The 16,710-nt window shown below is 68.6% G+C and carries 18 protein-coding genes, 1 other RNA gene and 1 riboswitch; of the genes, 8 read left to right on the top strand and 11 right to left on the bottom strand.

All coding sequences use genetic code 11. From position 1 onward, the window contains the following. Positions 1-74 precede the first annotated feature (74 nt). The 5 genes from hisN (at position 75) to ACFVY3_RS03085 (ending at position 5,455) form a co-directional block, all read left to right on the top strand. Entirely contained in the window at positions 75-887 is an 813-nt protein-coding gene (hisN, locus tag ACFVY3_RS03105) for a histidinol-phosphatase (protein ID WP_364139048.1), read from the top strand. 98 nt (positions 888-985) lie between these two features. Beyond that, positions 986-1,099, top strand: a riboswitch (SAM riboswitch). A gap of 34 nt (positions 1,100-1,133) precedes the next feature. Continuing rightward, positions 1,134-2,549, top strand: coding sequence for an aminotransferase class V-fold PLP-dependent enzyme (locus ACFVY3_RS03100; protein WP_400158735.1), 1,416 nt, complete (start codon positions 1,134-1,136; stop codon positions 2,547-2,549). 55 nt (positions 2,550-2,604) lie between these two features. Beyond that, the gene (locus ACFVY3_RS03095; protein WP_400158734.1) at positions 2,605-3,363 is read left to right on the top strand and encodes a class I SAM-dependent methyltransferase; all 759 of its coding nucleotides are present in this window, start codon (positions 2,605-2,607) and stop codon (positions 3,361-3,363) included. A 78-nt stretch (positions 3,364-3,441) separates the two neighbouring features. After that, entirely contained in the window at positions 3,442-4,737 is a 1,296-nt protein-coding gene (locus tag ACFVY3_RS03090) for an Nramp family divalent metal transporter (RefSeq protein WP_400158733.1), read from the top strand. Between the two features lie 10 nt (positions 4,738-4,747). After that, complete coding sequence (locus ACFVY3_RS03085) at positions 4,748-5,455, top strand: metal-dependent transcriptional regulator (protein WP_400158732.1); 708 nt, start codon at positions 4,748-4,750, stop codon at positions 5,453-5,455. Positions 5,456-5,468: 13 nt separating this feature from the next. Here ACFVY3_RS03085 and ACFVY3_RS03080 read toward each other — a convergent pair whose 3' ends face one another. Beyond that, complete coding sequence (locus ACFVY3_RS03080; RefSeq protein WP_400158731.1) at positions 5,469-6,929, bottom strand: MFS transporter; 1,461 nt, start codon at positions 6,927-6,929, stop codon at positions 5,469-5,471. A gap of 132 nt (positions 6,930-7,061) precedes the next feature. Here ACFVY3_RS03080 and ACFVY3_RS03075 point away from each other — a divergent pair, with 132 nt between their 5' ends. Together ACFVY3_RS03075 and ACFVY3_RS03070 are read left to right on the top strand one after the other, a co-directional pair. Further along, positions 7,062-7,433 (top strand): hypothetical protein, encoded by a 372-nt coding sequence (locus ACFVY3_RS03075; RefSeq protein ID WP_400158730.1) that lies wholly within the window; start codon positions 7,062-7,064, stop codon positions 7,431-7,433. A 51-nt stretch (positions 7,434-7,484) separates the two neighbouring features. Then, positions 7,485-7,619 carry a hypothetical protein gene (locus ACFVY3_RS03070; protein WP_290257339.1) on the top strand — a complete coding sequence of 45 codons (135 nt, stop codon included), beginning with the start codon at positions 7,485-7,487 and terminating at the stop codon, positions 7,617-7,619. Between the two features lie 45 nt (positions 7,620-7,664). Here the strand turns inward: ACFVY3_RS03070 and ssrA are convergent. From ssrA to ACFVY3_RS03020, 10 genes are all read right to left on the bottom strand, one after another. Beyond that, positions 7,665-8,033, bottom strand: a transfer-messenger RNA (tmRNA) gene (gene ssrA, locus ACFVY3_RS03065). Positions 8,034-8,156: 123 nt separating this feature from the next. Further along, positions 8,157-8,627 (bottom strand): SsrA-binding protein SmpB, encoded by a 471-nt coding sequence (gene smpB / locus ACFVY3_RS03060; RefSeq protein ID WP_364139060.1) that lies wholly within the window; start codon positions 8,625-8,627, stop codon positions 8,157-8,159. Between the two features lie 39 nt (positions 8,628-8,666). Next, positions 8,667-10,079, bottom strand: coding sequence for a peptidoglycan DD-metalloendopeptidase family protein (locus ACFVY3_RS03055; RefSeq protein WP_400158729.1), 1,413 nt, complete (start codon positions 10,077-10,079; stop codon positions 8,667-8,669). Between the two features lie 26 nt (positions 10,080-10,105). Further along, positions 10,106-11,020, bottom strand: coding sequence for a permease-like cell division protein FtsX (ftsX, locus tag ACFVY3_RS03050; RefSeq protein WP_290257337.1), 915 nt, complete (start codon positions 11,018-11,020; stop codon positions 10,106-10,108). Further along, positions 11,017-11,847, bottom strand: coding sequence for a cell division ATP-binding protein FtsE (gene ftsE / locus ACFVY3_RS03045; protein WP_400158728.1), 831 nt, complete (start codon positions 11,845-11,847; stop codon positions 11,017-11,019). Before ftsE ends, ftsX begins: the two co-directional genes overlap by 4 nt. 280 nt (positions 11,848-12,127) lie before the next feature. Continuing rightward, positions 12,128-13,243 carry a peptide chain release factor 2 gene (prfB, locus tag ACFVY3_RS03040; RefSeq protein WP_400158727.1) on the bottom strand — a complete coding sequence of 372 codons (1,116 nt, stop codon included), beginning with the start codon at positions 13,241-13,243 and terminating at the stop codon, positions 12,128-12,130. 28 nt (positions 13,244-13,271) lie between these two features. Further along, positions 13,272-13,682, bottom strand: a complete 411-nt coding sequence (locus ACFVY3_RS03035) for a pilus assembly protein TadG-related protein (RefSeq protein WP_400158726.1) — start codon at positions 13,680-13,682, stop codon at positions 13,272-13,274. 71 nt (positions 13,683-13,753) lie between these two features. Next, complete coding sequence (locus tag ACFVY3_RS03030; RefSeq protein ID WP_400158725.1) at positions 13,754-14,296, bottom strand: hypothetical protein; 543 nt, start codon at positions 14,294-14,296, stop codon at positions 13,754-13,756. After that, entirely contained in the window at positions 14,277-14,732 is a 456-nt protein-coding gene (locus ACFVY3_RS03025; RefSeq protein WP_400159052.1) for a TadE/TadG family type IV pilus assembly protein, read from the bottom strand. Before ACFVY3_RS03025 ends, ACFVY3_RS03030 begins: the two co-directional genes overlap by 20 nt. A gap of 102 nt (positions 14,733-14,834) precedes the next feature. Then, positions 14,835-15,086 carry a hypothetical protein gene (locus tag ACFVY3_RS03020; protein WP_364139065.1) on the bottom strand — a complete coding sequence of 84 codons (252 nt, stop codon included), beginning with the start codon at positions 15,084-15,086 and terminating at the stop codon, positions 14,835-14,837. 187 nt (positions 15,087-15,273) lie between these two features. Here ACFVY3_RS03020 and ACFVY3_RS03015 point away from each other — a divergent pair, with 187 nt between their 5' ends. Continuing rightward, entirely contained in the window at positions 15,274-16,674 is a 1,401-nt protein-coding gene (locus ACFVY3_RS03015; protein ID WP_400158724.1) for a recombinase family protein, read from the top strand. The last annotated feature ends 36 nt before the right edge of the window (positions 16,675-16,710 follow it).

Raw genomic sequence — 16,710 nt, 5'->3', positions numbered from 1 at the left:
CGTCCCGCGGGCGATCCGGCCGTCCGGGACGTGGCCTCCCCGGCCGGGGCGCGTTTAGACGGTAGTTTGGAAGCATGAGCCAACCCGCGTCGAGCTACAACGATGACCTGCGCCTTGCCCACGTCCTGGCGGACTCGGTCGATTCCCAGACCATGAGCCGCTTCAAGGCCCTTGACCTCAAAATCGAGACGAAGCCGGACCTGACGCCGGTCACCGACGCCGACAAGGCCGCCGAGGAGGCCATCCGCGGCCAGCTCTCCCGCTCCCGCCCCCGCGACGCCGTCCTGGGCGAGGAATTCGGCAGCTCGGGCCACGGCTCCCGCCGCTGGATCATCGACCCGATCGACGGCACCAAGAACTTCGTGCGCGGCGTCCCGGTCTGGGCCACCCTCATCGCTCTGGTGGACGAGGGCGAGCCGGTGGTCGGCGTCGTCAGCGCCCCTGCCCTCGGCAAGCGCTGGTGGGCCGCCAAGGGCGCCGGCGCCTACACGGGCCGCTCGCTGGCCGCCGCCACCCGGCTGCGGGTCTCCAACGTCTCGGACCTCTCCGACGCCTCCCTCTCCTACTCCAGCCTGGGCGGCTGGAAGCAGCGCGGCAACCTCGACGAATTCCTGGGCCTGACCGAGGAAGTCTGGCGCACCCGCGCCTACGGCGACTTCTGGTCCTACTGCCTGGTGGCCGAGGGCGCCGTCGACATCGCCTGCGAGCCGGAACTGAACCTTTACGACATGGCCGCCCTGGTCCCGATCGTCACCGAGGCCGGCGGCCGGTTCACCTCCCTCGAGGGTGAGGACGGCCCGTTCGGCGGCAACGCCCTGGCCACGAACTCGATCCTGCACTCCGAGGTCCTCAAGCGGCTCAACCCGAACCTCGACGACCTGCTCTAGAGCGGCGCCTTCTCTAAGGGCCGGTTCCGCGTAACACAGCGCTTCACATTGCCGCGCCCCTTTCCGGGGCGCGGCACATGTGTCCTAGGCTCGAACCAGGTCACGAGTGCCAGCGCTAAACCCCGGTTTGCTGGCCGGCAACCCTCCTTTCGCGGCGGGGTGCCCCGGGTGACGACCTGGCCGGTCCGGAGCGGACCCGGCAAGCGCGGATCCCCAGCACGCGGGGTCCTTTTCGAGCGAGGTCCCATGTCGACTGCCATTTTTTCGTCCCCAGCATCCACCTCCACGGCTGTATCCGCCGCGCGCGCCCCGCTGGCCGCCGTGACCGGCGCCGAGATCCAGGCGCCGCTGATCCAGGGCGGCCAGGTCCGCTACGCCAATCTGGACTACGGCGCCTCGGCCCCCGCCCTGTCTGTGGTCTCCGCGTACCTCAACGAGATCCTGCCCTACTACGCCAGCGTCCACCGCGGCGCCGGCTACGCCTCCCAGCTGAGCACCTCGGTCTACGAGAACGCGCGGACCATTGTGCGGGACTTCGTCGGCGGCCGGCCCGACGACGCGGTCATCTTCACCCGGAACACCACCGATTCGCTGAACCTCCTGGCCGGGTGCCTGCCCACCGCCGGCGGCCGGCACCTGGGCGAGGTCCTGTACCTGGACATCGAACACCACGCGAACCTGCTGCCGTGGCAGGGGGTTCCGCACCGCAGCGTCGTCGCCGCGCCGACCCTCGCCGGGACGCTGGCGCGGCTCCGGGCCGAGCTGGCAACCGGCGGCATCAGCCTCCTCGCGGTCACGGGCGCGTCGAATGTCACCGGCGAGATCCTGCCCGTCCGGGAACTGGCTGCGCTGGCGCACGAGCAAGGGGCGCGGATCGTCGTCGACGCAGCGCAGCTGGCCCCGCACCGCCGGATCGACGTCGCGGCCGACGGCATCGACTACGTCGCCTTCTCGGGGCACAAGCTCTACGCGCCCTTCGGCGCGGGTGTCCTGGTGGGGCGGCCGGACTGGCTCGACGCCGGGACGCCGCATCTGGCCGGCGGCGGCGCCGTCCGCGACGCCCGGCTGGACGCCGTCAGCTGGACCACCGGACCTGCCCGGCACGAGGGCGGCTCCCCCAATGTCCTCGGCGCGGCCGCCCTGGCCCGCGCCACCCAGGCGGTCGCGGCCCTGGACGAAGCATCCTGGCACGGCCACGAGGATGCCATCCGGTCCTTCCTTGCCGACGGCCTGCGGGAGATCGACGGCGTGAGCGTGCACCACATCTTCGAGGAGACCGACCGCGGGGAGGGCCACGGCACCATCGGCGTGGTGAACTTCTCGGTCGCGGGGTACGACGCCGGTCTCGTCGCCGCGTACCTGTCCGCAGAGCACGGTATCGGTGTGCGGGACGGCAGGTTCTGCGCGCATCCGCTGCTCAAGCGGCTGGGCCTGCCCGCCGGGTCGCTGCGGGCCAGCTTCGGCCTGGGCTCCCGGCTCGAGGACGCCGAGCGGCTGCTGGCCGCGCTGCGGACGCTGCGGCGGCACGGCCTGGACTGGGACTACGTGGTGGATGCCGGGCGCTGGGTACCGGCGAACGACACCCGCAGCTACCCGCACTGGGCGCCCAACACCCCCGGCACCGCCGGGGCGGCCCCCTGCACCCTCGACGGCCCCGAATAGCCGGTTTACGGTAGATTCGACGGGTATCTTCCCGAGCTGCCGAAGGAGAGTTCACGTGGCAGGCGGCGGCCCCAAACTGCATCAGACCCGGCGGAAGGAGCTCGGAGCGAGCTTCCAGGACGGCGGGGAACACTACGACCGGGTGCGGCCCGGCTATCCCGCCGACTCCGCCGACTGGCTCATTCCCGCCGTAGCCCGGGACGCGGCCGACGTCGGGGCGGGGACCGGTAAGTTCACCGCCCTTCTCGTGGCCCGCGGCCTGGCCACGGCCGCCGTCGACCCGTCGGCGGACATGCTGGACCAGCTGCGCGCCGCCCTCCCTGGTGTCCCGGCCACGGTGGGTACCGCCGAACACACCGGCCTCCCGGCGTCGGCCTTCGACCTGGTCACAGTGGCGCAGGCCTGGCACTGGTGCGAGCCGCTGCAGGCCAGCACCGAGGCCGCCCGTATCCTGCGGCCGCACGGGGTGCTCGGGCTGATCTGGAACCAGTTGGACACCTCCATTCCGTGGGTGCACCGGCTGTCCCGGATCATGCACGCCGGGGACGTCCACAAACCCTCGTTCCGTCCACCGGTCGGGCCCGAGTTCGGCGGGCTGGAGAGCCACCTGACCCGGTGGGAGGACCCGGTGACGCCGGAGGAGATCCTGGAACTGGCCAAGTCCCGCAGCTACTTCCTGCGGGCCGGGGAGGCAACCCGGGCCAAGGTGCTGGCCAACCTCCAGTGGTACCTGTACGAGCACCTCAGTCATGGTCCCGGCGAGACGCTGGCGCTGCCCTACCTCACCCAAAGCTGGCGCGCGGTGAAGGTCTGAGCCTATGATTTCGGTATGCCTAACTTTTTTGTTCAGGCATACGGAACTCATTTGACCCACCAGCCGCAGGAGCCTGCAATGTTGCACCTCGCCGAACAGGATCCCGCCGCCGGCGGCCGGAGCCCGGTCCGTGGCAGGAAGGGGCCCCGCCGGGCCCTGCTGGGGCTGCTGGGGCCGGCCTTCGTCGCCGCGATCGCCTATGTGGATCCCGGGAATGTGGCGGCCAACCTTACCGCGGGCGCCCAGTTCGGCTACCTGCTGGTCTGGGTGCTAGTGGTGGCCAACGTCGTCGCCGTCCTGGTTCAGTACCAGTCCGCCAAGCTGGGCATCGTCACCGGCCGCAGCCTGCCGGAACTGCTCGGGGAACGCCTGCGTCCCGGCTGGCGGCGCGCCTTCTGGGTCCAGGCCGAAATCGTCGCGGCTGCCACGGACCTGGCCGAAGTGGTCGGCGGTGCCGTGGCCCTCTACCTGCTCTTCGGACTCCCCCTCCCACTGGGCGCCGTCGTCGTCGGCGGCATCTCTATGGCGCTGCTGGCCATGCAAAGCCGGAACCGGCAGCGGCCCTTCGAACTGGTGATCATGGGCCTGCTCGCCATCATCACGGTGGGCTTCCTGGCCGGGCTGTTCATCAGCCCGCCGGACGCGTCAGGGGTCCTCTCCGGCTTGGTCCCCGGGTTCCGCGGACCGGACACCGTGCTGCTGGCCGCGAGCATGCTGGGCGCCACCGTCATGCCGCATGCCATCTACGTCCATTCGGCGCTCTCGCGCGACCGGCACCGCCCCGACCGGCACCGGCACGTTCCGCAGCACGCGGTGGAGCGGCTGGTTCGCGCCACCCGCTGGGACGTCATCGCGGCGCTGGCCGTAGCCGGCATCGTCAACATCGGCATGCTGCTGCTGGCAGCGTCGACCCTGGGCGGGGTGGAGGGCACGGACAGCATCGAGGGCGCCCACGCCGCCATCAGCGCCAGCCTGGGACCCGTGGTGGGCGTGGTCTTCGCCGTTGGGCTGCTCGCCTCCGGGCTGGCCTCCACGTCAGTGGGCTGCTACGCCGGGGGAACCATCATGGAGGGGTTGCTGAAGATCAGGATCCCGCTGATGCTGCGCCGGCTCCTGACCCTGGTGCCCGCCGTCGTGCTGCTGGCCGTCGGCTTCGACCCGACCTGGGCCCTGGTGCTCAGCCAGGTGGTGCTGAGCTTCGGCATCCCCTTCGTGCTGGTCCCGCTGGTCGTGCTGACCAGCAGTACCCCGCTGATGGGCGGCTTCGTCGACCGGTTGCCGCTGCGGATCGCGTCGGTGGTCAGCGTGCTGCTGGTGGTGGCCCTGAACCTGGCGCTGCTGTGGTTCACGTTCACCGGTGCGGCCGGACGGTAGGCTAGGGGCTGTGAAAACCAGCCCGCCTTCTTCCTCGATCGAGGACTACGTCAAGGTCATCTACACCTTCACGGAGTGGCAGGACAAGCCGATCACCTCCACGCAGCTGGCCCAGCGCCTCGGCGTCGCGAACTCCTCGGTCTCGGAGATGGTCCGCAAGCTCAAGGAGCAGGGCCTGGTGGACCACAAGCCCTACGGAGCCGTCACCCTGACCGCGGACGGTGAGCGGCTGGCCCTGTCCATGGTCCGGCGGCACCGGCTGATCGAGACGTTCCTGGTCCAGGAGCTCGGCTACCGCTGGGACGAGGTCCACGACGAGGCGGAGACCCTGGAGCACGCGGTCTCGGAAACCTTCATCGACCGGATGGCGGCCAAGCTGGGCCACCCGGTCCGCGACCCGCACGGCGATCCCATCCCCGCGGCGGACGGCTCAGTCCTGATGCCCCCGGCGGTGCGGATGAGCGAATTGCCAGCCGGCCAGGGCGGCCGCATCACGCGGATCAGCGACGAGGACCCGGACCTGCTGCGCTATCTGGCGACCGAACGCATCGAGTTGGACGCCGCCGTCGCGGTGCTGGGCAGGAAGCCGTTCGGCGGACCCCTGACGGTTCGGATCGCCGGACCTGACGGATCACGGGAGCTCGACCTTGCCGACGGGGTCGCCGACGCCCTCTGGGTGCACCCTGTGTCAGCCGACGAGGAAGAACCCGGCAGCTGAGCTGCCGCTAGTCTCAGCTAGCCCCTTGGGCTCCCCCGCCGTCGCCCGGCACGCCGTCTGGCGCAGTCCCGTCTGCTGCAGGTCCGGCGGACGCGTCCGCGGGCGCTGGCGGATTCCGGATCCCGACGGCGGAGGCCAGCGCGCCGGCGACGAACAGCGCGGCGGTAACCAGCGACGTCGCGTGCAGTCCCGCGGTGGTGATCACCGGCCCGGTGATCAGCCCGGCGAAGGCGATCGTCACCAGCCCGGCGATGCGGGCGACGGCGTTGTTCACGGCCGAGCCGATCCCGGCCTCCTCCGGCGGAACCGCGCCGAGGATGGCCGAGGTCAGCGGCGCCACGGTGACGGCGAGCCCGATCCCGAAGACCACGACACCGGGAAGTACTTGCCACGCATAGTCCAGGGGCAGGCCGATGCCGAGCATCAGGAGGAACCCGGCCGCGCAGAGCAGCGGCCCGGCGGTCATGAACCAGCGCGGGCCAAACCGTCCGGAGAGAGCCCCCATCCGGGAGGAGAGCAGCAACAGGATCAGGGTGGAGGGCAACAGGGCCAGGCCGGCGGCGGTGGCTCCGAGCCCGGCCACCTGCTGGAGGTAGAGGCCCAGGACGAAGAAGCCCAGGTTCAGCGCCCCGTAGATCACCAGGGTGGCGGCGTTACCCCAGCCGAAGTTCCGCACCGTGTAGAGCCGCAGCGGCATCATCGGCGCGCGGGTCCGGCCCTCGTGCACCAGGAAGGCGGCGAGACCGGCGATGCCCACGGCCAGCGGCAGCCACACCTGCGGCGAGCCCCAGCCCTGGCTGCCGCGCTCGATGAAGGCATAAACGATCCCGCCCAAGCCGACGACGGCGAGCACCGTGCCGGCCACGTCGATGCTGCTGCCGGGAGGCCGCTCCAGGTCCTGGGCGCGCAGCCGGCGCAGCGCCGGCCAGACGGCGGCGGCCGGAACGATGTTCAGGAAGAAGATCACCCGCCAGGTGAAGACATCCACGGAGATCCCGCCCAGCAGCGGGGCGGCGACGATCGCGCCGGAGGTCCACGCGGACCACTTGCCGATCGCGGCGGACTGGGCCGGGCCGCTGAAGACGGTGACGATCAGCGCCAGTGAGCTGGGCACCAGCAGCGCACCGGCCACACCCTGGAGACCGCGGAAGATGATCAGCGACTCGCCGTTCCACGCCACGCCGCAGAGAATGGAGGTGGCGGTGAACCCGGCCAGCCCCCACTCGAGGACCCGGACGCGGCCGAACTGGTCGGAGAGGGATCCGGCCACCAGGATCAGCGCGCCGAGGGTCAGCAGGTAGGCGTCCACCACCCATTGCTGGACCACCAGGCCGCCGCCGAGTTCCCGGCTGATGGCCGGCAGCGCCAGGTTCACCACGGAGCCGTCGAGGAAGGCGATGAAGGAGGCCACGATCGCCACGTAGAGCACGCGCTTCTGCAGGCTTGTCATGGGTGCGGCGGGGGTGCCGGGCATGGTTCGTGCCTTCCTGATCCGGTGCCCTGAGCCTAGCACCGGGCGGACCTCCGGGGGCCCGCGGCCGTTCCAGACGACGGCCGGCCGGGGTCCTCCGGCGCCCCTTCTCCCGCCGTCGCGTAAAATTGACGGATGATTACCCGCCGCGAAGCAGCCCAGGTCCTCGATATTCCGCTGGAAATGGCCAGCCGCCACGGCATTCCCGCCCGGCTCTCGGACGCCGAACTCGCCGAACTGCTGGACAGCCCGCCGGCGTGGCTGCGCCAGTCCAAGGCCAACCGGACCGGCAAGCGCCCGGTGTGGGTCCAGCTCACCTGCGCCGTGTGCGGCTACTCGGAGGCCGCTCGGCCTAAAAAGTGGTGGCCCGAGTTCAGCTGGGTTTGCTGCGAACGGCACTCCCCCTTCGAGCTGCCGGAACTGGCTCCCAACTACGTACGGAGTGAGTACGAGGGCGTCGGAACCCGGTTTGTTGGCGTCGTGGACGTGGCCGTACCCGGGGCGTAGCCTGAAACGAACGGGTTCATCCCGGGCCCGTTTCTTTTGAGGGAGTGCGCCATGCCTGATAAGTCGCCGCACCGGCACCAGAGCAAGAAGCCGGTCAAGACCATCAAGGAAAAACGGGCTGAGAAAAAAGCCAAGCACATCGTCGATGAGCACACGGACCAGGTGTCCCACATCAAGCGGCGTTAACGACGAAACGGCCGGAAGCTGAAGCTTCCGGCCGTTTCGCTGGGTTGGTGGAGATGGGGGGAATTGAACCCCCGTCCGATGTCGTGTTGTCAGGGCTTCTCCGGGCGCAGTTTGCGTCGGATTTTCTCGGCCCCAGCCATCCTGCAAACAGGTGGCTGATCCGGGCCCAGTCATCTAAGAGTCCCGTTTACCCCGATGACGGGGGTAAACAGCAGTGGCTATCTAAATGACGCCAGGATCCGGGGCAATAGCAACCTCGGGCTGACGGACTGTCTTACTGCTTAGGCAGCGAGAGCGAAGTCAGTGCGTTTTGATTCGGCACTTATTGGTTTGCAGACAGCGTTTACGAGATAATTCTGCATCCTCGGCCCGCTTCACCTGTCGCGACTAACATCGTCGAAACCGATCATCCCCGTGTTTAGTTATCAAACGTCCATAACCCGCCGTTCGGGATCCTGTGGATCCCTCCCGGACAATCAATGATAACGCAGCCGCGGTCGGAATCATTCCCGCGGCCGGCGCGTGGCCGTCCCGGCCTTAGCGGCGGTTGCGTTCGCGCATGACGCGCAGGGCCTCGCGCTTGTCCTGCTGTTCGCGCAGGGTCTGGCGCTTGTCGTATTCCTTCTTGCCGCGCGCGACGCCGATCTCCACCTTGGCCCGTCCGTCCACGAAGTAAAGCTGCAGGGGCACGATGGTGAAGCCCGACTCACGGACCTTGTGCTCGATCTTGGTCAGTTCCTCGCGGTGCAGGAGCAGCTTCCGACGGCGGCGGGCGGCGTGGTTGGTCCAGCTCCCCTGGTGGTACTCGGGGATGTGGATGGCTTCCATCCATAGCTCGCCGTTGTAGAAGGTGCAGAACCCGTCCACCATGGACGCGTGGCCCTCGCGCAGGGACTTGACCTCGGTACCCATGAGCGCGATGCCCGCCTCGTAGGTATCCAGGATGTGGTAGTCGTGCCGGGCCTTGCGGTTGGTGGCCACTGCCTTCCGGCCACTTTCTTTGGGCACGGTGCTAACTCCTCAATCGATGGTGCAATTCACTCCAGTTTAGAGCAGGCCCATGGGGTCGACCGCCTGGCCGTTGACCCAGGTCTCGAAGTGGGCGTGGCAGCCGGTGGAGTTGCCGGTGGTGCCGGAGTAGGCGATGAGCTGTCCCTGGCTGACCTGCTGGCCGACGGAGACCACCACGGAGGTGTTGTGGTAGTAGACGGTGGTCAGTGAGTTGCCCTGGATGACGCCGTGGGAGATTTTCACCCGGTTGCCGCCGCCGTCGTTGCCCCACCCGGCGGAGAACACGGTGCCCGCGGCCGCGGCGTAGACCGGGGTGCCGCAGGTGGCACCGAAGTCGATGCCGGTGTGCATGTAGCCGCCCTGGCCGTAGAAGTCGATGGTGCCCGGGGGCGTCGCGCGCCAGCCGAAGCCGGAGGTGATCGGGATGTTGGCCGCGAAGGGGTGCCGCAGCTCGAATGCCGAGATGGGACCCGGTGCGGGCGGAACGTAGGGTGCCTGGGGCGGCGGCGCCTGGCCCTGGGCCTTGGCCGCTGCGGCCGCTGCCGCCGCGGCGGCCTCGGCGATCCTGCGCTGTTCGGCCAGCCAGGCCTCGCGGAGCTTGCGGTCCCGCTCGGCGATTTCGGCGGCCACGGCGTCCTGCTGGGCCTTGACCTGGGCGAGCTGGTTCTGGATGCCCGGTTTGGCGGCCTGGAGTTCGGCGTTGATCCGGGTGGTGTCGGAGATGAGCTTGTCGACCTGGGCCTTCTTGGCCTCGGCCTCGTCGCGGGCGGCCTTCTCCCGCTCCAGCGCGGCGTCGGCTTTGGACTTGAGGTCCTTGATCTCGGCCTCCACCGCCTGCAGCCGCGCCTGGGAGTTCACGTTGGTGGCGTTCTGCTGGGTGAGCTTGTCCATCGCCGAGTTCTGGCTGCGCAGGGCCTGGTCGGCCAGGTCGATGGTGTCCGTGAGGCTGCCGCCCTGGTTCGACCCAAAGAAGAGCGAGAGGTTGGAGGGAACGCCGCCGGACTTGTAGGCCTGGGTGGCGATCTGGCCGATCAGCTTCTTGGTCTCGGTGATCTTCTGCTGGTCGTTCTGGAGCTGCTGGGTGATCTTGGCCTTGTTCTGCTGTGCCAGGTCCACCCGCGCGGCGAGGGCGTCGACTTCCTTGACCGCCCCGGCCACCCGGCCCTGGGCCTCGAGGAGGGACTGCTGGGCCCCGGGCAGCTGGCCCTGGTACACCACCAGGTCGGCCGCGGCCTGGGAGATCTTCGCGTCGACGAATTCGAGCGAGTCCTGGACCCTTGCGGCCTGGTCCCGCAGGGCGGCCTGCTGGTCCTCGAGGTTGTCCGCCACGGCCAGCGGCGCGGGCGCGCCGAGGCTGGCGGCGAGGGCCAGCAGGACGGCGGTGCTGACCAGCCGGCTGTGGCGGAGGGCCTTGCGGGCCGCTGCGGTCCGTCGTGCTTTCGGTGTCATGGGCAGTTCCTCTACGTTGCGCACGGCTAGACCCTAAGGTACCGGCGGAGGGTCAGGAGCGATGATATTCCGGCGAGCACGATGCCCAGCCCGATCAGGGCGGGGGCAAGGATCAGCGTCTGGCCCGGGGAAATGAAGGCGGTATCCGGGTACTGCTTGGACAGGAAACCGTTGAGGAAGAAGTTCGCCACGGCCCAGAGCGTGCCGGAGGCCAGGGCCGCACCGATCACAGCTGCAATAACGCCCTCAAGGATAAAGGGCAGCTGGATGACGGTCTTGGAGGCACCGACGAGCCGCATGATGCCAGTTTCCCGGCGGCGGCTGAAGGCCGAGAGCCGGATGGTGGTGGCGATCAGCAGGATGGCGCAGATGATCATGACGCCGGCGATGCTGACGGCCACGAGCGAAGCGGCGTTCATGGCCGAGAAGAGCCGTTCCAGCAGCTGGCGCTGGTCGATGACGGATTCCACACCGGCCTGGGAGGAAAAGTTCTCGCTGATGACCTGGTATTTCTCCGGATCCTTGAGGTTGATCCGGAAGGAGGCCGGGAGCTGGTCCGGGGTTACCGAGTCGACGATCGGCGAGTTGGAGAACTGCTCCTTGAAGTGCTTGTACGCGTCGTCCTTGGATTCGTACTGGAAGTCGTTGACGTACTGGGCCACGGACGGGGACTGCAGGAGTTTGCGCAGGTTGTCCTGCTGCTCCTGGGTGGCCGGACCGGAGGCGCAGCCGGGCGCCGTCGAGCCGTCGCTGCAGAGGAAGATCGCCACCTGGACCTTGTCGTACCAGTAGCCCTTCATCTGGTTGATCTGCAGCTGGAGCATGCCGGCCGCGCCGACGAAGGTCAGCGAGACGAAGGTGACCAGGATGACGGAGACGACCATGGAGAGGTTGCGGCGCAGGCCGCTGCCGATTTCCCCGAGGATGAAGGCGAGCCTCACAGCTGGACCTCCCCGGCGTCGTCGGCCTTGGCCGTGGTGTTGCCGGCCGTGCTGCCGTCGTCCCTGCTGCCGTTGTCTTCCCTGCCGCTGTCTTCCCGGCCGCCGGCGTCGCGGGCCCGGCGGGCCTGGCCCACCGTGGGGATCATCGAGGTGTAGAGGGCGCGGGCTTCGTCGCGGATGACCTTGCCGTTGCGGAGTTCGACGACGCGCTTGCGCATCTCGTTGACGATGTCGTCGTCGTGGGTGGCCATCACCACGGTGGTGCCGTTCTGGTTGATCTTGTCCAGCACTCCCATGATGCCCATGGAGGTGGTGGGGTCCAGGTTGCCGGTGGGTTCGTCGGCCAGCAGGATGCCGGGACGGTTCACGACGGCGCGGGCGATTGCCACGCGCTGCTGCTCGCCGCCGGAAAGCTCATGCGGGAGGCGGTTTTCCTTGCCCTCGAGGCCAACGGTTTTGAGGACCTCGGGCACGGTTTCGCGGATGACGCTGCGGCTGCGGCCGATCACCTGCATGGCAAAGGCGACGTTGGCGAAGACGGTTTTTTGCGGCAGCAGGCGGAAGTCCTGGAAGACGACGCCGATCCCCCGGCGAAGCCGCGGCACCCGCCAGCTGGAAATCCGGGCCACGTTCTGGCCGGCGACGTAGACCGCGCCGGAGGAGGCCCGGTCCTCCTTGAGGACCAGGCGCAGGAAGGTGGACTTGCCGGAGCCGGAGGCCCCCACGAGGAAGGCGAACTCTCCCCGGTCGATCTCAAGGTTGATCGAATCCAGCGCCGGCCGCGCCTTCTGGTCGTAGACCTTGGTGACATTTTCGAAGCGGATCATGACCCTATGTACCCAGCAGGCCGGGCATCTTTCAGACCAGTTCTGCCGCCGGGGCGCGGGCTTTCTTTTGGGGGAAGTAGGGCACCGGCCCTCCGACTATACGCACCGGCCCCGGCGCGCCGGCCGGAGGGTGGTGGCGTGTCGCGGGAATTTGGACTGGTTGGGCCTGCCGGGGCGGGGCGGGCGGCGGACGCCGGCCCGGTTGGGCGGCCCGGTCGGTCTGCCTCGCGCCCGTCGGGGCGGCGTCCCTTTCCCGGTTAGGCGGCGGCGCTCCCCGGGTTTACTTCTCCGCGTTACGGTTGTCGGTGCGCCAGCGGATGCCGGCGTCGATGAAGTCGTCAATCTCGCCGTCGAACACGGCCGAGGTGTTGCCCACCTCGTGTTCGGTGCGCAGGTCCTTGACCATCTGGTACGGGTTGAGGACGTAGGAGCGCATCTGGTCGCCCCAGGAAGCCTTGACGTCGCCGGCGAAGGCCTTCTTTTCGGCGTCCTCCTGCTCCTTCTTCAGCAGCAGGAGGCGGGACTGAAGGACGCGCATGGCGGCGGCGCGGTTCTGCAGCTGGGACTTCTCGTTCTGCATCGACACGACGGTGCCGGTGGGAATGTGGGTCAGGCGCACCGCGGAGTCGGTGGTGTTGACCGACTGGCCGCCGGGGCCGGAGGAGCGGAAGACGTCCACGCGGATCTCGTTGTCCGGGATCTCGATCGAGTCGGCGGATTCGATTAGCGGGATGACCTCGACGGCGGCGAAGGAGGTCTGGCGGCGGCCCTGGTTGTCGAAGGGGCTGATCCGGACCAAGCGGTGGGTGCCCGCCTCGACGCTGAGCGTGCCGAAAGCGTAGGGCGCCTTGACCTCGAAGGTGGCCGACTTCAGGCCGGCTTCTTCGGCGTAGGAGGTGTCCATGATGGTGGTCGGGTAGCCGTGGCGTTCGGCCCAGCGCAGGTACATCCGCAGCAGCATCTCGGCGAAGTCCGCGGCGTCCACGCCGCCGGCGCCGGCCCGGATGGTCACCACGGCCTCGCGTTCGTCGAACTCGCCGGAGAGAAGGGTGACCACCTCGAGGTCGGCGAGCGCCTTACGGACCGATTCGAGCTCCGCGGCGGCCTCCCCCATGGAAGCCTCGTCGCCCTCGTCCTGGCCGAGCTCCACGAGTACCTCGAGGTCGTCGATGCGGGCCGCCAGCTTGTTGAGGCGCTCGAGTTCGGACTGCTTGTGCGAGAGCTTCGAGGTGATGACCTGTGCGGCGGACGGATCGTCCCAGAGATTCGGCTCGCCGGCGCGCTCGCTCAGTTCGGCGATGTCCTCCTTAAGCGCCTCGACATTGGAGACGTTCTCGATCGAGGCGTAGGTGGCGCGCAAAGCGCGGATTTCAGCGGGAAAATCAATGTTTGCCATGGTTTTTCAAGCCTACCCCGGTTGCGAGTCAGCGCGTCAGCCGGGACCGCGCCGTCGACGTCGCCTCGATCCTGATGCCGTCGGTGACCAGGAAATTGACGATCGGCGGGTGCACCGCCGCGCTGAGGACCACGACGGCGGTGGCCCCGTCGGGGCTGCCGGTCGCCGGGGTGACGGCCAGGCCGCTGAAGCGGGCGAAGGCGCCGTCGCGGGCGAGGTAGTCGAGGGTGGTGCCGCGGACGCGGGGACCGCTCAGGATGGCGGTGGGGGTACCGGAGCTGCCGTCGATCTGGCCCAGGGTGAAGCTGTCCGCCGCGGCGATCGAGGCGCCGTCGGCGAGGGAGAGCAGCTTCTTGTGTTCGAGGTACACGCTGGAGGCCGCGGCGACCACGGTGACGATCAGCAGGGCGATCAGGACATAGCCAATGATTAGGACCATCAGCTGGCCGGCCTCTCCGGCGTCCTCCGGCTGTTGCGTTGTCTGCCTTCTGCTTCCTGTCCGCGGTGCCATCAGCGGAACCGCCCGACGATCTGGGTTGAGGTGGCGCTCAGGTGTCCGGCGTCGAGCCGGAGCGCCTCGCCGAAGGGGACGAACGGCAGCGGGACGGTGAGTCGGACCGTCACCGTCACGGCTGATCCGGCGGCGGTGCAGTCTGGGGAACTGCACGCGGTTTCCAAGGTGGCATTGCCCGCGGGCTGCCCGTAGTCGGCGAGCGCGAGTTGGACGGCCTGTTCCGCAGCGGCGCGCCCCGCACCGGCGTCGGCCTGGGCGACGAAGACCTTGGCCGCCTGGTCCGCGGCCCCGGCCACGGCGAACGACCCGCCCTGCAGTTGGCCAAGCGTAATGACGAAGTACACGACCGGGACCATCAGGAGCAACGCGAGAAAGGTGAACTCGACGACGGCGCTCCCCTGTTCCGGGTCGGTCCTTGCGGCGTCGGGGTCCGGGAGGCCGGGGCGGGCGGGGTCAGGGACACCCGGGGACAAAAGCTCCGGGACTCCCGGGGGTTCAGGGTCAGGGACACCCGGGGATTCAGGGCTGGAAGGCGGCATGGCCCTTCACCTCCAGCATCCCGGTCGGCCCGATCAGGCCGATGACCGGCAGCGGGGCACGGACAGTCACCTCCAGGGTGCGGATTCCACCGTAGCTGGCCTCCCCCGTGCTGACATCGCGGGCGAAGTCAGCGGTCAGCGCCACGCCGATCAACTGCGCCGTGCGTTCCCTCGCGTCACCGGCGCCCCGGTCGGCGAGCGTGCCGTACCGCGCCCCGGAGGCAGCGGCGTCAATCAGGGTGTTCCGGACGTGCAGGACTAGCGCGAGCTGGACGACGGCCAGGAAGAACACGGTTGTGAGAGCGCCGACCATCACAAAGTCGACAACCGCGGCACCCCGCTCGGGGTGGTGGGCCCGGGGTGGTTTACCGGCGCGGCGCCGGACCGGGACGGGCCGAACCGCTTTTCGCCCGGCCGGGCGGCGCGAGAGTCCTATCCGGGCCACGCGGTCCTTGTCCCCGTCATGACGGCTCACCGCTCCCCTGCCGCCGCCGTCGCGCGCCCGCGCCGGCTTACCTGCCGGTGGGTGCATCACCGCCTATTGCCCGACCTTCTGCATCGCCTGATTGAAGAGCCCCTCGAGCGCCGGCCCGGCGATGGCGAGGAGGGCGGCGACCAGGACGGCAGACATCAGCGTGATCATCACCCAGCCGGGGACGTCACCCCGCTCCCGGGGGTCGTCTCCGGCCGGTTTGCCCTTGTGGAGCTTTACGGGCGCCGCACCCGCGCACCAGAGGAGCGCGAAAAGCAGCCTGTTCATGACGCGGGCCGGATGTGTTGGTGTAGCCACGTGATTCCCCTTTTTTCTTTTGCTGCTGATGCTTTTGATGTTCTTTCGATTCGTGGGCGGGCTCGCCCGTCAGAGGCCTAGGGTGATGGCCGCTAGGCCCGGAAAAACGGCGAAGACGACCGTCAGGGGCAACACGCCGAAGACGAGCGGAACCCTTGTAGTCACTGTTACGCCTTACTGTTGAGTCATGAAACGCGTGGCGGTTTACGTGAGGCAGAGCGAGGACAAGACCGGCGAGGGGACCGCTGTGGAGCGCCAGGAGCGTGATTGCCGGTTACTCGCGGAGGCCAAGGGCTGGGAGGTGGCCTCCGTGTACCGGGACAACTCCATCAGCGCCTCATCGGGCAAGAAACGCCCAAGCTTTGAGCAGCTGGTGGGCGACATTGAGCGCGGCCACGTGGACGCCCTGGTTGTCTGGCACCTTGACCGTCTCACCCGCTCAATCGCCGACCTCACCCGGGTGATCGACGCGGGAAAGACGCGGAACGTCAACATTGCCTCCGTCCACGGCGTCTCCATCGACCTGGGCGACCCCACCGGCATCGCCGTGGCCACAATCCTGGCGGCTATCGCCGCCATGGAGGTCCAGCACAAAGGAAACCGCCAGCGGACGGCAAACAGGAAACGCGCCACAGAGGGCAACGCCTACTGGTCGCGTCGCCCGTTCGGATACGACCGCGGGGAGTCCGGCGTCACTGTCGTGGCCGAGGAGGCCCGCCTGATCCGGGAGGGCGCCGCCAGCATCCTGGACGGAGCTACTGTGGCCTCGGTCGCCAAGCGGTGGAATGCGGCGGGCGCCAAGACCACGGCGGGCGGGGAATGGGGCGTCACCCAGGTCAGGCGCCTCCTCATCAACCCGCGGATGGCTGGCCGCCGTATCTACAACGGCGAGGATATGGGGTCCGGTGAGTGGGAGGCCATCCTGGATGAGGAGACGCACCGCCGTCTTGAGGAGAAGCTGACTGATCCGAGGCGCCGCACCGCCCCCCAGGACCTCAACAGTAAGTACCTGCTTTCGGGGATCTGCGTCTGCTCCGTGTGCGGCGGGAAAATGTACGCCTCCCCCATGCGGACCAGCACTAAGGAGTACATGGTCTATCGCTGTTTCGGCTACCACATCACGCGCCGGATGGACCTGGTGGACGGTGTAGTGGAGGAGGTTGTGGTTGGGATCCTTTCCCGCCCAGACACGGCCCGGTTGTTCTCCCGCTCCGATGACCTCCACGCCTTGAGGGCGCGCGCCGTGGAATTGCGCGACCGCCGGGACGCCCTGGCAGCCATGCTGGCGGACGGCCTACTGTCCGCCGCGGCGGTCCGCGAACAGGCGGGCAAGCTGGGTGCCGAGCTGGCCTCCGTTGAGGGCGCCATCGGCGCCCAGGAGACGCTGAACCCGATGGCCGCCATTGCCGGAGCGGACGACGTTCCAGAACAGTGGGCGGCCCTCCCCCTGGAGAACAAGCGCCGGATCATCCGCTCCCTCATGGACGTCACCGTCGAAAAGGCGGGCAAGGGAACTAGGTTCTCTCCGGACCAGGTACGGATTGAGCCGAAAGGGCGGGTAGACGCGCGGGGCGTGGCGGCGGAATAACCCGGTAAATCGTGTTAATTTGAACGTGTAGTCCCG

This window comes from Arthrobacter sp. BPSS-3 (genome assembly GCF_044628475.1).
Classification (GTDB): Bacteria; Actinomycetota; Actinomycetes; order Actinomycetales; family Micrococcaceae; genus Arthrobacter.
This window is presented reverse-complemented; position numbering and strand designations above follow the sequence as displayed.

Excerpts from the sequence above, each read along its gene's own strand:
- hisN (WP_364139048.1), top strand. The coding sequence starts at position 75 with ATGAGCCAACCCGCGTCGAGCTACAACGATGACCTGCGCCTTGCCCAC.
- ACFVY3_RS03035 (WP_400158726.1), bottom strand. The coding sequence starts at position 13,682 with ATGGTCCTAATCATTGGCTATGTCCTGATCGCCCTGCTGATCGTCACC.
- ACFVY3_RS03080 (WP_400158731.1), bottom strand. The coding sequence starts at position 6,929 with ATGCCCGGCACCCCCGCCGCACCCATGACAAGCCTGCAGAAGCGCGTG.
- ACFVY3_RS03030 (WP_400158725.1), bottom strand. The coding sequence starts at position 14,296 with ATGCCGCCTTCCAGCCCTGAATCCCCGGGTGTCCCTGACCCTGAACCC.
- ACFVY3_RS03100 (WP_400158735.1), top strand. The coding sequence starts at position 1,134 with ATGTCGACTGCCATTTTTTCGTCCCCAGCATCCACCTCCACGGCTGTA.
- ACFVY3_RS03055 (WP_400158729.1), bottom strand. The coding sequence starts at position 10,079 with ATGACACCGAAAGCACGACGGACCGCAGCGGCCCGCAAGGCCCTCCGC.
- ACFVY3_RS03075 (WP_400158730.1), top strand. The coding sequence starts at position 7,062 with ATGATTACCCGCCGCGAAGCAGCCCAGGTCCTCGATATTCCGCTGGAA.
- ACFVY3_RS03015 (WP_400158724.1), top strand. The coding sequence starts at position 15,274 with ATGAAACGCGTGGCGGTTTACGTGAGGCAGAGCGAGGACAAGACCGGC.
- ftsE (WP_400158728.1), bottom strand. The coding sequence starts at position 11,847 with ATGATCCGCTTCGAAAATGTCACCAAGGTCTACGACCAGAAGGCGCGG.
- ACFVY3_RS03090 (WP_400158733.1), top strand. The coding sequence starts at position 3,442 with ATGTTGCACCTCGCCGAACAGGATCCCGCCGCCGGCGGCCGGAGCCCG.
- ACFVY3_RS03070 (WP_290257339.1), top strand. The coding sequence starts at position 7,485 with ATGCCTGATAAGTCGCCGCACCGGCACCAGAGCAAGAAGCCGGTCAAG.
- prfB (WP_400158727.1), bottom strand. The coding sequence starts at position 13,243 with ATGGCAAACATTGATTTTCCCGCTGAAATCCGCGCTTTGCGCGCCACC.